The organism is Saccharothrix xinjiangensis (genome assembly GCF_039527585.1).
Classification (GTDB): Bacteria; Actinomycetota; Actinomycetes; order Mycobacteriales; family Pseudonocardiaceae; genus Actinosynnema; species Actinosynnema xinjiangensis.
Map to the genome: position 1 here is coordinate 59,049 of NZ_BAAAKE010000005.1, position 12,450 is coordinate 71,498.

The window sequence follows — 12,450 nt, forward strand, 5'->3', positions numbered from 1 at the left end:
CGACCCGGCTTGGGCTGGTAATGGAGACCGCCGAGGAGAACTACTCCGTCGAGACGGTCAACAACAACAGCATCAAAGTCGACACCGCAGTCGGGTTCGAAGCGGTCACCAGCTCCACGCGTCCCTCGGCTCCTTACAACGGAAAACCGATCCGGGAGACCGACACCGGCAGCGTCTACTTCTCCAACGGCTCCAGCCCGGCCAGCGGGAGTTGGGTGCCGATTGTGGTCGCGTCCGGGCCGGTGTTGGTCGGCAATGTCGGAGCCTCCGCGCCGCTGCGGATACACACCACCAGCACCCTGTCGGGTAACCGGCTGCTGGAGGGTCGGAGATCCGGTGAGACCCACGTGGGGTTCCTGGTCGACTTCGACGGGCGGTGGCAGTGGGGGCCGGGCGGCTCGACCCCTCCGGACACCAACCTGTACCGGTCTGCGGCCGGCGTTCTGCGTACCGACAACAACCTGGTGGTCGGCACCACCCGCGTGACAGCGCCCCAGCGGCTGCGCACCACCAGCTTCACCACCGCCAGCGGGACGACCGCGACCGCGCACACCATCGCCACCCTGTCCATCCCCGACCCCGGCTACAGCTACGTCGTGCAGCTCAGCGGCGCGGCCGAGATCCAGTCGGTGGCCGGCACGCAGACCCAGGTGTCGATCCGGTTGACCAGCTCGGCCGGGTCGCTGGTGTGCGCCGCGGGCGGCAGCGACGGCGCCTACCGGCACTGCGTCACCCCCACCGCGGTGTGGCCCAAGTCGGGGTCGCTGACCGGCGCGTCGACGTTCGTGCTGGTGCAGGACCGGATGTACGGGACCGGGGCGATGACCACCACCGCGGTGCTGGCGCTGTTCGAGGCGCTGGTGATCCCGGCATGACCCCCACCCCGAGGAGGCGGCGCCGTGCTCTCGCTCGCTGTTCGCATCGTGCTCGGCCTCCACGCGATCGTGCTGGGCGCCGGCTACGCCATGGGCCCGTCGCAGTGGTACTCGGCCGGCACGTTCACCGTGGTCCGGTCGCTCGGTGCGCCGATTCCGCTGTGGGGCGCGGTGTTCATCCTGGCGGGCGCGCTGCTGCTGGCCCTGCGGCGCAGCGCGATCGGGCACGTGGTGGCGCTGATGGCGTTCGTGTTCTGGGGCCTGGCGTTGGCCGCGAGCCTGCCCGCCGGACAGCTGAGCGGGTGGGGCAGCCTGGTGCACAACCTCGTGCTGGCCGCGCCGCTGCACGCCCTGGGGGTGTGGCGGCGCGCCCAGGCCCGCGTGGACGCCAGGGTGGGACGCACGTGAGCCTGCCGTGGCCCTCGGACGCGCACCGGGACGCGGCCGTGTACTTCGCCCAGGCCGCGGCCACGGGACCACCGTGGCTGGCGATCGCCCTCGGCGTGATCGCCCTGCTCGGCGTGATCGCCACCGCGACCGGGCCAGCGCTGGCCGAGCGGATGAAGCGCGGACAGCCGCCCGCCTCCACCACTGCCGCGCCTGCCGTCCCGCCAGCGGTGGAGGGCCCGGTCGACCTGGTGCGCGAGATCGTCGCCGATCTGCGGCGGGAGCGGGACGAGGCCCAGGAACGCGCGGACCGACTGGCGGACGAGCTCGCCGAGGAGCGGCGTGCGAGCGCGGTCAAGGACGTCGAGCTCGCGCGCCGCGATGCGCGGATCGAGGCCCTCGTCGACCGGCTGGAGAGGGGGCCGCGGTGAGCGAGCACCCGGAGGACGACGCGCTCGACGCGCTCGACGCCGCCGTGCGGCAGGACACCGCGGCGACGGTGGCCACGACTGCGCGGGTGGCCACCGACCGCGCGGCGAAGCGGTGGCTGCCCTACATCATGGTGTCGGTCGCGCTGGTGTCCGCGTTGATCTCCAGCGCGGTCGCCCTGGCCTACACCGAGCTCAAGCCGCGGCTGGTGCAGGCCGAGGCCGCGGTGACCGAGCTGCGGCAGCTCGCCGAGCAGGCCAAGACGGCCGGCGACACCGCCAACGCCGAGCTGGAGCGGCGCGGCCAGGCGCCGGTGCCCATCCCGCAGCCCGGACGGGACCAGGACTCCGAGGTGCTCGTGGCCGCCGCCACGGCGCGGGTACTTGCGTCACTGCCCGACACCTCCCCGTCCAGCGACGAGTTGGCCGCGGCGATCGTCGCCGTGGTCCGGGCGAACCCGGCGCTGGCCGCACCCAGCCCGCAGCAGATCGGCGCGCAGGTCGCCGGTTACCTCGTCGCCAACCCCCCGCCCGCCGGTCCCCCCGGCGAGCAGGGCGAGGCGGGGCAGGACGGCGTCGACGGCGCGGACGGCCGCGACGGCGTCGACGGGCAGCCCGGCCGGGACGGTGCCGACGGCCGCACTCCCACCGCGGAGGAGATCCAGGCTGCGATCACGACGCTGCTGCGCGACAACCCCGACGCGTTGTGCCCGCGCGGCGGCTCCTACTCGCAGATCACCGTGCTGCTGGCCGACGGCGGCACCGCCGACACCTGGACCTGTGTGGTGCAGGTCCAGGCCCCCACACCCACGGCGACGACCCCGCCGCCCCTACTGCCTCTCAGGAGGTGACCATGCAAGTGCTCGACTACAGCGCCGGGTTTCCCGGCGCGGCGGCGATCAAGGCCGCCGGCTACGGCGGCGCCGTGAGGTACATCGGCTTCCCCGACCGCCGCAAGTGCACGAGCAAGGCCGAGCTGGAGGACTTCACCCGCCACGGGATCGGCATGGCGCTGGTCTACGAGGACCACGCCGACGACTGGCGCTCCGGCTACAGCGGCGGCGTCGCGGCCGCGCGCCGCGCCAGGGCGCACGCCGACGCGATCGGCTTCCCCCGCGAGCGGCCGATCTACATGGCGGTCGACCGGGACGTGGTCACCGAGCCGGAGTTCCGGGCGGCGATGGACTACCTGCGTGGCGCCGGGTCGGTGCTCGGTCGCGAGTGGACCGGCGTGTACGGCGAGCACGACGTGTGCGCCCGCGCCGCGAGCGAACCGGTCGGCGAGAGCAGGGGCGTCGCCCGGTGGTTCTGGCAGTGCAGGGCCTGGTCCGGCACGCCGCCGCGCATGTTCGGCGGCCGCCACCTCTACCAGTACGCCGGATACGTCTACGTGTCCGGCATCACCTGCGACTACAACGACGTGCTCCGGGACGACTGGGGCCAGCACACCCTGGAGGGTGACGTGAGCGCACAGGAAGTGTGGGACCACCGGGTCCCGCGTACGCCGGACCCGGTGGACAAGCGGACCGACGCCGCGGCGTGGGAGCTGCTGCGGTACACCAACGAGATGACGCGCGAGGTGCGCGACGTGGTCCTCAAGGTGTTCGCCATGGTCACCAGCGACCCGGACATCACCGAGGAGCGGCTCCGGGCGCTGTGGGACGAGCAGACCACCCGCCAGGCCAAGCTGGTGATCGAGGGGGTCAACGCGGGCATCGCCCAGAAGGTCGAGGACGCCCTCGGCCGGGTCCAGGACGCCGACAACCTGGAGGAGGCGAAGGAGACCGCGCTCGCGTTCCGCGACGAGCTCGCCCGCCTGCTCGCCGCCCACGCCCCGGCTGCGGCGCAGGAGGTGAACGCGTGATGGCCCCGACCATCCCGGCCGACCGGCCGCGCCCGATCCTGGAGGCGTTCAAGAGCGTCGGCAGCGCCGTGTCGCTGGCCGGCTCGGTCGTCACCGCCCTGGTCGGCTGGGGCATCCTCAGCCAGGTCCAGGGCGACGCCGTGGAGGGCCTGCTCGGCGCGATCCCCGGCGTGGTCACGCTGGTGACCGCGCTGCTGGCCGCGTTCAAGGTCGTGCGGCGCGCCGAGCCGCTGGTGACCCCGGTCGCCGACCCGCAGAACAACGCCGGGGTGCGCCTGGTGCCCGCCAGCGCGGGCCCGGACGGCTCCCACCGCATCACCTCGCTGCCGGAGTAGCCGGCCCCAGTGCTGCCGTGGCGGCGGCAGAAACGGCCCTCGCACCTGCGCAAACGCCAGGTGCGGGGGCCGCACTTCTCCTTCTTCGACCACTTGTGAGGGACCACCGTGGACATCGGCGTCGTCATCCCCACCCACCGCGCCCGCATCGCCAACGGCATGACCCAGCGCGCCATCGGCTCGGTGTGGGCGCAGACCCTGCCCGCGGCCGAGCTGCACGTGCCGGTCGACCCGGGCGGCGGCGGCGCCTGGACCACCCGCGACCGCGGTCTCCAGGCCGTGCGCGCCGAGTGGACCGCGTTCCTCGACAGCGACGACGAGTTCATGCCGCACCACCTGGAGACCCTGGCGCGGTGCGCGCAGGAGACCGGCGCGGACTACGTCTACAGCTACTACCAGGTCCGCAACGGGTTCGGCCACGAGATCGCGGCGGATCCGCTCGGGCACTTCGGCCGGGTGTTCGACCCGGCCGACCCGATCCAGACCACCATCACCACCCTGGTCCGCACCGAGCTGGCGCAGGAGGCCGGGTTCCACGCGCCGCCCGCCGACGCGCGGGTCGGCGGGCAGCGCTACGGCGAGGACTACCAGTTCACCCTGGCGTGCGTGGCGCTCGGCGCCCAAGTCGTGCACGTGCCGCAGCGCACCTGGTGGTGGAACCACCACGGCCGCAACACCTCAGGCGTGCCCGGTCAGGGCGACTCCGCCGCCTGACCGGCCTTGCGTTTGTGCTCGGCGGCGAGGCGCAGCCGCGTCTTGCTCTGCGCCACGAACATGTGACTCTGCTGCTCCAGGGAAAGGGTGTGCGGCAGGTCGCCGAGGTCTGCCGACGCCTGCTCCAGCTCGGCGCGCAGCTCGCGGAACCTTCCGGGGAACCTCTTGAGCCAGAGCTGGAAGGCCTGGGTGACTCGGGCGTGGGTGCCAGCGGGCTGGAGGTGGGCGTGCATGGTCATGTTCGTGAGCTGGCGCCTGGCACCCGTGGTCGGCCGTGCCTTGTCCATGGCCTCGGCCAGGTAGGAGGCCGCGCCGAGGTAGATGCCGAAGCGGTAACCCGGCTCGTCCTCGGCCGGCTTGCGCTTCAGCTCCCGGGGGGTGGGGTGGTTCTCGCCCTTGAGCAGTTCGTTGGCGCGTTGCCGGCTGATCCCCAGCTGGCGCGCGGCGTCGGCGACCGACTGGTCGTCGGCGACGAGCTGGCCGACACACAAGGCCCGCACGCGGTCCAGGGCGGCGGGAAGCGCGTCGGCGAGTGCGGCCACAGCCTTCCAGCGCTGGACCGGGTCGGCGATCCGCCCGAGCAGCACGCCCTGGACGTAGTCGATGGCGACCTGGACGGGGTCCTCGTCGGCGAGCATGGCGTCGACGTCGACGTCGGAGCCCTCGAACAGTTCCCGGATCGCATCCGGCTCGTCGACCACGTCGTCCCGCCCGGTCACGCCGCCCACTCCTGCGCCCGCGCGATCGCGGCGTCGACCTGCTCCGGCGTCGCGGTGAGGTTCTCGTAGCGGCGGTAGGCGTCCGGGCCGCAGTCGCACTCCTCGACGTGGCACGGCCCGTCCAGGCTGAAGCCGTCCCCGGCCCAGCCGTCGATCACCTCGCGCGCGCCCTCCCAGCCGAAGGTGGGCGCGATGTTGTACGCGCTCACCGCGATCCCGTTGATCACGAACTCGTTCATGTCCAGCGTGGTCGTCTCCACCGGGCACCTCCCCATCCAGTTTGTCTACCGCCAGGTTGACAACGAAGCCACATGTTTGTCAAGTAGTAGGTTGACAAACATGTGGCTCGGAAGCGAGGGGTGCGCGTTGGGCGCGCACATAGGACGGGCGGACACGACCTACAACCTCGGACAGCTTCTGGACAGAAACTCGACAGATTGTCGACACCGCGCAGGCCGGAAGGGTTTCCTGTTTCACAGGCGTTTCGGAGGGCTGAAACCGTTGTGCGGCAACGCGTTTGCCGCCACGGTAGAGGCATGACCACCAAGAAGACCGTCGTCGTGCCGGGCCTGGTCGTCGACGACGAGCTGTACGCCGCAGCCGCCTCGGGTATCGCCGAGCACGTCCCGCAGTTGCACCTGACCTGGGAGCGCTTCACCGCGCCGCGCTCGTGGTGGCTGATCCCCGAGGCCGACGGCGTCATGTCCAAGGCCGAGCTGACGCTGGCCAAGGGCGCGGACCTCACGGTGAAGCTGAACATCTGGTACCGCCCGGACCTGCGCGGCATGCCGCACAACCACCCGTGGCGGCGGTTCGTCGGCAACGTGCTCGCCGGCGGTTACACCGAGAACCGCTGGGTGCACGACGCCGACCGGGGCCGCGTCGTCGACCAGCTCGGGGTCGAGCACACGACCGGCGCGGGGAACGTGGTGGACAAAGCCGTGTTCCACGAGGTGTGCGAGGTCCACGACCCCGGCAGGACGTTGAGCCTGATGGTGTGCGATGCCGGGGTGCGCGGCGACTGGGGATACCTCGACGACTCGGGGCGCTACCTGCACCACAGCACGCAGCCCGTCGAAGGCTTCGAGCAGATGCTCGCCGACCTCAACCCTCACCAGAACCGCTGACCCACCGAACCCGAAGGGCACCCAATGAGCCACGACCCCGGTCTGCGCACCCCCGACCGCCCCGACACCGCCACAGTGGACGTTCCGGCCCTGATCCGCCACGGCGGCCACCACGTGACCGTGGACTGGCGCGACCGCACCGAGGCCCGCCGCGACGCCGACGGCAACGAGATCAGCCCGGCCACGCCCGCCGGCTACCACGTCCAGGTCTACCCCGAGCGCGCCGCCCAAGCCGACGGCGAGGACGCCCCCGTGTCGATCATGCTCACCCCGGTCGCCGAGGGCTACAGCCCGGACTGGGCGCAGGTGTGGCAACAGGTGTCGCCTCTCGACGCCGACGCCCCGCCCCAGGCGCTGCCCGACTGGGATCCGTTCCTGCGCGCGAGCGAGGCCATCCGCCAAGCCATCACCACGGCGTCGGAGCATGCCTTGCGGGAACAGGGCCTGCTCACGGACGTCGACCCTGCCGCGCCAGCCGGCCAGGTGGAGTGGACACCGGAACTGCGCACGGCGTACCAGCTGGCCGCCTGCGCGGCCAGGGTGGCGGTGTACGCGCTGGTGGACCGGGCCGAGGCGGGCCGTGTGACCCTGACGGACCTGGTTGACGTCGCGCATGAACACCGCACGCCGGAACCGCCCGAGCACTGACCGTTCGGGCCGGGCGCCGACCGCGCCCGGCCCGGCTGCCGCGGTGGCGCGCCACCGCAACGGGTGCCCGCCGCGTCGCCCACCGCAGGAGGCAATGGGCAACCCCTCCCACTCCGGCACGCAGCGCGAGAGGCTGACCTCATGCCGACCACCACCGCCATCACCGCCGACAGCTTCCCCACCCCGGCCCTCGCGGTCCGCAGCTCCGACCCGGCACGGCGTGCGAAGGTGGCCGCGTTCGCCGAAGTCCAGGCGCAGGCCGCCGAGCAGCTGCGGGTGCTGCTGGATCAGGATCTGCGGGACATGGCGCACCCGCTGGTGCGCATCGAGCGTCTGCGCGTCGCCTACGCCCAGGCCCACGCCTGGCGCTACAGCCTCGCCTTGGGCGGCCCCGACGCCCGCGGGTCGGGCACGGTGCTGGAGGCCCGGCGGGTGCTGCTGTCGCTGGAGCGGGGCGGGGACAACATGGACCGGCTGGGCTACGTCGGCCGGCACCGTGAGGGCGCCCAGTGGGACCCGGAGCGACAGCAGTACGTCGGCGGCACGCCCACCCCTGCCCACGACGTCCTGGCGCACTACGGGCGCCTCGCGCTCGCGCGGTTCGACCGCGAGGGCGTGACCGGTGACGTGCTGCGCACCGTCGTGCGCGCCCCGTCCGGGGCGGAGATCCGCGGCAACAAGTTGATCCGGGGCCGCACCGCAGCCCGGATCACCCAGGTGCTGGCCGACCGCCTGGCGGCCCGCGGCCACGACGTGTCCCGCATGGAGACCGGCGGCGACCCGATCTACGCCGTCACCGGCTCCACCACCTCGCGCGGCCTGTGCTGGACCACCGGCATGGCCGTGCTCGGGGCCGCCGAGCCCGGCGACGCCGCGGCCTGGCGCACCGCGGCCTACCTGCTCTACCAGGGCATCGGCTACAAGCGCGGCACGGACGCGATCCTGAGGGTGTTCCTGGTCGCTGCGGGCGCGGTGCTGCTGGGCGAGGCGCCGGTGCTGCCGCACGACCTGGACCTGCGGTGCATGGTGCTCGGGCAGGAGCAGGCCACGGAGATGGACGGCGACACCGCGCTGCTGCGCGGCTGACCCCGGACAGCACGCTGTCCCGCTCGCGGCGAGCGGGACAGCGGCACGGTCAGGTCCGCTGGCGCGGACCCTGTCCGATCCGGTTACGGGTTCAGGCCCGCACGACCGTGTCGTCTCACGCCGCTGGCCAGGTTGGCGACTTTCTGGCCACTTTCTGAGCGGCCGAGGTGCCAGACTCGAGATCATGACCACGTCGATTCTCGCCCGTCCGTCCGCGTCATCCGCCCCGGCTGCCGACGACAACACCGTTTCCTGCCAGTCGATCCCGGCTGGCGCCGCACCGCATGTCACCCTCGGCCCCACCAAGTGCGCGCTCACCGGCGGGGACTGCCCCAGTGACATCTCCCGGACTGCCACCTGCCCTGGCTGCTGACCCCGGACAGCACGACGCCCCGCTCTCCACGGGAGGCGGGGCGTCGGCGCGTGGCGGTCAGCCTCGGGCGGTGGTCAGCAGCAGGCGCACGGCCTCGGCCAGGTCCTCGTCCGTGACCATCGCGATCCGGTACGGCTTCGGTGCGGCGATGGCGTCGTGCGCCCACCAGTAGCGGCCGGGAGCGTCGCCCTCGGGCCGGCAGGTGTCGGTCGACCCGACACGACCGGCCAGTTCGACCAGTTCCACGATGGTGCCCCGGTCGGCGTCGAACTGGTTGGGGTGCTCGGGGTCGCGCCACTCGAACCGGGTGTGCCACTGCACGCGCAGGGTCCGGCCGCCGGTGGTGGGGTAGGTGGCGGCGTGGCGCAGGTCCGGCGCGTGGCGGTCGCGCAGGGCGCGGGCGGCGAGGTCGCGGGCTTCGGCGGCGAGCATGGCGGTCCCGTTCGGGTCGGTGAGGTCGGTGCGGGCCCCGCGGCCGGGGCGGGGGACGGCGCGGACGGCGTCGGCGTCGTAGGCGGTGACGCGGGTGAGGGCGGCCTTGGCGATGATCGCCCGCGCCCGGGAGGGGCTGACCCCCCAGTGGCGGGCGGCCTGCTCGACGGTCCAGAGGTCGGCCATCAGGAGTGCGCCAGTCGCTTGGCGGCGTCGATCAGGGCGGACGCCTCGGTCGTGGTCAGGGCGGCGATGTCGTCGACGGTGAGGCCGAGCAGGCGGGCGCGCATGGCGGCGATGCGGGCCTGGATGGTCTCGGTGGTGTCGGCGGTGGTGGGCTCCAGCCAGCCGACGTTGTTCTGCTGCGCCCAGGTGGCCAGGTACTGCTCGCCCTGGCGGGCGCGCTTGGTAAGGGCGAGGGCGATGCGCCGGTCGGCGCTGCCGTGGATGAACTCCCACTCCTCGCCGGTCTGTCCGGCGAGGGTGTCGCGGAGGTCGGCGAGGTAGGCGGTCTGGGCGGGGGTGGCGGCGTCCATGCACACAACATACGAGCATTGGTGCTCGCATGTCAAAGGGTGGGCAGCACAACGCCCCGCCCACCATGCGGCGAGCGGGGCGTCGGCGTGCGCTGGTCAGCGCGTTACCGGTTCGACGTGGGCCGCAGCGGGCTCGACGACGGCCAGGGTGTAGGTGAACGCCCAGTGGGCGTTGTCGGGCAACTGGACCTCGTGGCTGTACTCGGTGGCCTGGTCCTCGCTGTAGAACCGGATGTGCCGGTCGACGACCAGGCCGTGGCGGCCGTCGCGCAGCCGGTGCACCGTGCCCACCTGCCACGCCACCTGTTCCGCGCCGGCCCGGTTCATGTACCGCTCGTCGTAGCGGCGCTCGGTCACCGTCTCACCGGTGCCGATGCGGCCGCTGTCGGCCAGCACCTGGGCCCGGCGGCGCTCGGTCCGTTCGGCCTCGGCCTGGAGGGCGTCGGCCTTCTGGCGGGCCTGCTCCTCCTGCTGCGCCCGGTGGCGGTCACGCCGTTCGGCCTCGCTGCGGTCCCGGTCGGCCTGCCGCCGCGCCAGCCAGGCGTCCAGCGCCCGCTGGAGCCTGCCGCGGGTGACGTCGTCGGGCAGCGCGTACCGCCAGTGCTCGCCGTCCCACACCGCGCCCAGCTCCGTCGCCAGCTGGTGCGTGGCGGTGACCACGCCCTCGACATCGCGCGACAGCTGCACCCAGTGGCCGGCCTCGATCTGCCGGCGGTCGGCGTCCCGCTTCTCCTGCTCGCGCTGCTCGTCGGCCAGGAGCAGCGCGGTCACGGCGGCGCGCTTGACGGTGCCGACCCAGCGGGCGCGCTCCGCCCAGTCCCACGTCGAGCCCAGCTCGATCAGCTCCCGGTTGAGCTGGGAGTCCTTGGGGGTGCGCACCCAGATCCGGCGGCCCTCCTGCCAGGCGTGCTCCAAGGGTACGTCGGGGTGCACCTGCGTGCGGGGCATGGTGGCCTACCTCCTGGTGTCGGTGACGGTGAGCAGGGCCAGCACCGACGGGCCGTCGGTGTGGTCCTCCACGGGCACGCCGGGGGGCAGCGCGGTGTAGGCCACGCCGAGGGCGACGCGGCCCACCGCGCAGGCGGTCGCGATCCAGTCGGGGGAGGTCGGGCGTTCGACCACGGTCTCGCCGTCGACGACCAGCGCCGCCCAGTCGCGCGGACGCACTTCGACGTGGCTGGCGGTGGGCGGGGTCAGGGTGACCCGGCCCGGCCGGGAGTCGATGCCGAGCCTGCCGGCGAGCAGGCCCATCGCCTCGTCGACGGGCAGGCCCAGCGCGCCGCCGCCGGGCGTGGCGAGGAACAGGAACGCCAGGTCGCTGCCGTCGCGCAGGTCCTCACCGATCCACCCGCCGCAGATGAGCTGGCCGAGCAGCCCACGGATGGGGTCGATCACGACTGCTCCCGGGCGTAGTCGAGCTTGCGGCCGCGGGCCTGGGCCTCGGTGGACCAGTTGGTGAACGTCATCTGCCGGGCGCGGGCGATCATCGCCTCGACCTGGGGCCACGTCTCGGTCCAGAGGGCGTCTCCGCGGTCCCGGTGCGCCTGGGCGACCTCCGGGCCGTCGTCGGGCTGCACGGGCGGGTGGCCCTCGTTGGCCATGCGGAAGGCCTCGTCCGCCATGGCCGCGACCGCGCGCTTGTCGCCGACGTGGTGGTTGCTGAGGCTGAAGTCGAACTCGGGGGCGGTCATGCCGGACGTCACGCGGGCGCGGGCGCGGAGCACGGCGGCGGTGTCGATGACGGGCGTGCCGGTGGAGCGGTCGGTGTACTCCTCCAGCACCGCCTCGACGGTGTTGCGGGCGATGCCCATCAGCCGGTGGATGCGGGCCTTGGGCATGCCTGCAAGCAGGCCCAGGAGGATGCGGGCGTCGCGGTCTCGGTAGACGGCGCCCCACTCCAGCAGGAGTTCTTCGGCGTGGTCGGTGGCCGTGTCGGTGGTCATGCCACGAACAGTAGATGTTCAATTCTGACATGTCAATGTTGACAGCTCAGATTTGAGCACCTAGGGTGGTGTCATCAACGGGACACCACGGAGGACGCGATGACCACCACCCTCGACGCCGAGATCGACGCCCTGGTCAACGAGGCCAAGTCCACGCTCGACCCGGCCGACTGGCAGAACCTGGACGCTGCCCGCCGCGCCATCGCCGCCGACCCCATGATCGGCATCCAGGCACTGCTGAACGTCATGTCCCCCGCCCCGGTCGTCCCGACGATGACCGCCGCGCAGCAGGACCGCCTCCGCCGCGCCCAGGCCGAGGCGACCGCCGCGGGCTCTACCCTCACCCACCGCGTCACCGACAGCGGCCACCTCCTCCTCACCGACACCTACCAGGACGAGACGGTCACCGGCGTCGTCGATCGGGACGGCAACATCACCCTTTAGCCCGGACAGCACGCTGCCCCTGACCGCTGTGGTGGTCAGGGGCAGCAGCACGTCGGCGGTCAGTCCTCTACGCCACACTCGCAGAATGCAGAGCCACAGCAGGGACTTCTCCTCCGCGGCTGCCCTGAGAGCACCGGACGGCACCACGTGGCAGGTCTACAACAGCGGATCCGTCGACTGGGCACCGACCGACCTCGTCGCGGTGGCCCAGGACCCCGACACCGGGCAGTGGCACGTCACCCCCGGCCGGGAGAGCCGCACCCTGCCCCACGACGAGGTCGAGACCACCTACACCCCGATCCCGCACGAGCCGCTTCGCGACCCGCGGATCACCCGGCTCGCGAACCTGGTTCGGGAGCTGCTCGCCGAGTACGAGACGGCCACGGGCGGCCCGGCGTCCTGCGCCGATCGGCTCGCGCGGGCGGTCGCCGACGTCGAGGCGATCCCGGAAGAGGCCTCCCGGCGGGCGCACGGGCGGGCCGTGCAGGCGAGGCGCGCGGGGCGTCGACGCTACTGACCGAGCTCGGCGAGACGCCCCG

At 72.8% G+C, this 12,450-nt stretch carries 19 protein-coding genes; 12 read left to right on the top strand and 7 right to left on the bottom strand.

From position 1 onward, the window contains the following. The first annotated feature begins 20 nt into the window (after positions 1-20). The 7 genes from ABD223_RS13535 (at position 21) to ABD223_RS13565 (ending at position 4,603) form a co-directional block, all read left to right on the top strand. Positions 21-875, top strand: coding sequence for a hypothetical protein (locus ABD223_RS13535; RefSeq protein ID WP_344036503.1), 855 nt, complete (start codon positions 21-23; stop codon positions 873-875). A gap of 24 nt (positions 876-899) precedes the next feature. Then, positions 900-1,283 (top strand): hypothetical protein, encoded by a 384-nt coding sequence (locus ABD223_RS13540; protein WP_344036504.1) that lies wholly within the window; start codon positions 900-902, stop codon positions 1,281-1,283. After that, on the top strand, positions 1,280-1,693 hold the full coding sequence (locus tag ABD223_RS13545; RefSeq protein ID WP_344036505.1) for a hypothetical protein: 414 nt from the start codon (positions 1,280-1,282) through the stop codon (positions 1,691-1,693). Before ABD223_RS13540 ends, ABD223_RS13545 begins: the two co-directional genes overlap by 4 nt. Beyond that, positions 1,690-2,541, top strand: coding sequence for a hypothetical protein (locus ABD223_RS13550; RefSeq protein ID WP_344036506.1), 852 nt, complete (start codon positions 1,690-1,692; stop codon positions 2,539-2,541). The genes ABD223_RS13545 and ABD223_RS13550 overlap by 4 nt, the downstream gene beginning before the upstream one ends. Positions 2,542-2,543: 2 nt before the next feature. Beyond that, positions 2,544-3,554 (top strand): glycoside hydrolase domain-containing protein, encoded by a 1,011-nt coding sequence (locus ABD223_RS13555; RefSeq protein ID WP_344036507.1) that lies wholly within the window; start codon positions 2,544-2,546, stop codon positions 3,552-3,554. Beyond that, positions 3,551-3,889 carry a hypothetical protein gene (locus ABD223_RS13560; RefSeq protein ID WP_344036508.1) on the top strand — a complete coding sequence of 113 codons (339 nt, stop codon included), beginning with the start codon at positions 3,551-3,553 and terminating at the stop codon, positions 3,887-3,889. The genes ABD223_RS13555 and ABD223_RS13560 overlap by 4 nt, the downstream gene beginning before the upstream one ends. 108 nt (positions 3,890-3,997) lie before the next feature. Beyond that, positions 3,998-4,603 (top strand): glycosyltransferase family 2 protein, encoded by a 606-nt coding sequence (locus tag ABD223_RS13565; protein ID WP_344036509.1) that lies wholly within the window; start codon positions 3,998-4,000, stop codon positions 4,601-4,603. Here the strand turns inward: ABD223_RS13565 and ABD223_RS13570 are convergent. Together ABD223_RS13570 and ABD223_RS13575 are read right to left on the bottom strand one after the other, a co-directional pair. Beyond that, positions 4,582-5,322 carry a hypothetical protein gene (locus ABD223_RS13570; RefSeq protein WP_344036510.1) on the bottom strand — a complete coding sequence of 247 codons (741 nt, stop codon included), beginning with the start codon at positions 5,320-5,322 and terminating at the stop codon, positions 4,582-4,584. The two genes, ABD223_RS13565 and ABD223_RS13570, sit on opposite strands and share 22 nt — an antisense overlap. Continuing rightward, a complete protein-coding gene (locus ABD223_RS13575) occupies positions 5,319-5,582 on the bottom strand; it encodes a hypothetical protein (RefSeq protein ID WP_344036511.1) in 264 nt (87 codons plus the stop codon). The genes ABD223_RS13570 and ABD223_RS13575 overlap by 4 nt, the downstream gene beginning before the upstream one ends. 276 nt (positions 5,583-5,858) lie before the next feature. On the opposite strand from ABD223_RS13575, the gene ABD223_RS13580 reads away from it, so the two are divergent. The 3 genes from ABD223_RS13580 (at position 5,859) to ABD223_RS13590 (ending at position 8,183) form a co-directional block, all read left to right on the top strand. Beyond that, positions 5,859-6,449, top strand: coding sequence for a hypothetical protein (locus tag ABD223_RS13580; protein WP_344036512.1), 591 nt, complete (start codon positions 5,859-5,861; stop codon positions 6,447-6,449). 24 nt (positions 6,450-6,473) lie between these two features. Next, the gene (locus tag ABD223_RS13585; protein ID WP_344036513.1) at positions 6,474-7,097 is read left to right on the top strand and encodes a hypothetical protein; all 624 of its coding nucleotides are present in this window, start codon (positions 6,474-6,476) and stop codon (positions 7,095-7,097) included. A 141-nt stretch (positions 7,098-7,238) separates the two neighbouring features. Further along, positions 7,239-8,183 carry a hypothetical protein gene (locus ABD223_RS13590; RefSeq protein WP_344036514.1) on the top strand — a complete coding sequence of 315 codons (945 nt, stop codon included), beginning with the start codon at positions 7,239-7,241 and terminating at the stop codon, positions 8,181-8,183. 430 nt (positions 8,184-8,613) lie between these two features. Here the strand turns inward: ABD223_RS13590 and ABD223_RS13595 are convergent, their stop codons facing one another. The 5 genes from ABD223_RS13595 to ABD223_RS13615 all read right to left on the bottom strand — a co-directional run bounded on the left by ABD223_RS13595 (position 8,614) and on the right by ABD223_RS13615 (position 11,467). Further along, a complete protein-coding gene (locus tag ABD223_RS13595) occupies positions 8,614-9,174 on the bottom strand; it encodes a hypothetical protein (protein WP_344036516.1) in 561 nt (186 codons plus the stop codon). Next, the gene (locus ABD223_RS13600) at positions 9,174-9,524 is read right to left on the bottom strand and encodes a hypothetical protein (RefSeq protein ID WP_344036518.1); all 351 of its coding nucleotides are present in this window, start codon (positions 9,522-9,524) and stop codon (positions 9,174-9,176) included. Before ABD223_RS13600 ends, ABD223_RS13595 begins: the two co-directional genes overlap by 1 nt. 96 nt (positions 9,525-9,620) lie before the next feature. Further along, positions 9,621-10,472, bottom strand: a complete 852-nt coding sequence (locus tag ABD223_RS13605) for a hypothetical protein (protein WP_344036519.1) — start codon at positions 10,470-10,472, stop codon at positions 9,621-9,623. 6 nt (positions 10,473-10,478) lie between these two features. Next, positions 10,479-10,919 carry a hypothetical protein gene (locus ABD223_RS13610; protein ID WP_344036520.1) on the bottom strand — a complete coding sequence of 147 codons (441 nt, stop codon included), beginning with the start codon at positions 10,917-10,919 and terminating at the stop codon, positions 10,479-10,481. Continuing rightward, entirely contained in the window at positions 10,916-11,467 is a 552-nt protein-coding gene (locus ABD223_RS13615; protein WP_344036521.1) for a hypothetical protein, read from the bottom strand. The genes ABD223_RS13610 and ABD223_RS13615 overlap by 4 nt, the downstream gene beginning before the upstream one ends. Before the next feature lie 99 nt (positions 11,468-11,566). Between ABD223_RS13615 and ABD223_RS13620 the strand changes: the two genes are divergently transcribed. Continuing rightward, complete coding sequence (locus ABD223_RS13620; protein ID WP_344036522.1) at positions 11,567-11,911, top strand: hypothetical protein; 345 nt, start codon at positions 11,567-11,569, stop codon at positions 11,909-11,911. 85 nt (positions 11,912-11,996) lie between these two features. After that, positions 11,997-12,428, top strand: coding sequence for a hypothetical protein (locus tag ABD223_RS13625; protein WP_344036523.1), 432 nt, complete (start codon positions 11,997-11,999; stop codon positions 12,426-12,428). Positions 12,429-12,450 lie beyond the last annotated feature (22 nt).

Coding starts and splice junctions, on each gene's coding strand:
- ABD223_RS13535 (WP_344036503.1), top strand. CDS start 21: ATGGAGACCGCCGAGGAGAACTACTCCGTCGAGACGGTCAACAACAAC.
- ABD223_RS13555 (WP_344036507.1), top strand. CDS start 2,544: ATGCAAGTGCTCGACTACAGCGCCGGGTTTCCCGGCGCGGCGGCGATC.
- ABD223_RS13580 (WP_344036512.1), top strand. CDS start 5,859: ATGACCACCAAGAAGACCGTCGTCGTGCCGGGCCTGGTCGTCGACGAC.
- ABD223_RS13585 (WP_344036513.1), top strand. CDS start 6,474: ATGAGCCACGACCCCGGTCTGCGCACCCCCGACCGCCCCGACACCGCC.
- ABD223_RS13590 (WP_344036514.1), top strand. CDS start 7,239: ATGCCGACCACCACCGCCATCACCGCCGACAGCTTCCCCACCCCGGCC.
- ABD223_RS13595 (WP_344036516.1), bottom strand. CDS start 9,174: ATGGCCGACCTCTGGACCGTCGAGCAGGCCGCCCGCCACTGGGGGGTC.
- ABD223_RS13600 (WP_344036518.1), bottom strand. CDS start 9,524: ATGGACGCCGCCACCCCCGCCCAGACCGCCTACCTCGCCGACCTCCGC.
- ABD223_RS13605 (WP_344036519.1), bottom strand. CDS start 10,472: ATGCCCCGCACGCAGGTGCACCCCGACGTACCCTTGGAGCACGCCTGG.
- ABD223_RS13615 (WP_344036521.1), bottom strand. CDS start 11,467: ATGACCACCGACACGGCCACCGACCACGCCGAAGAACTCCTGCTGGAG.
- ABD223_RS13620 (WP_344036522.1), top strand. CDS start 11,567: ATGACCACCACCCTCGACGCCGAGATCGACGCCCTGGTCAACGAGGCC.
- ABD223_RS13625 (WP_344036523.1), top strand. CDS start 11,997: ATGCAGAGCCACAGCAGGGACTTCTCCTCCGCGGCTGCCCTGAGAGCA.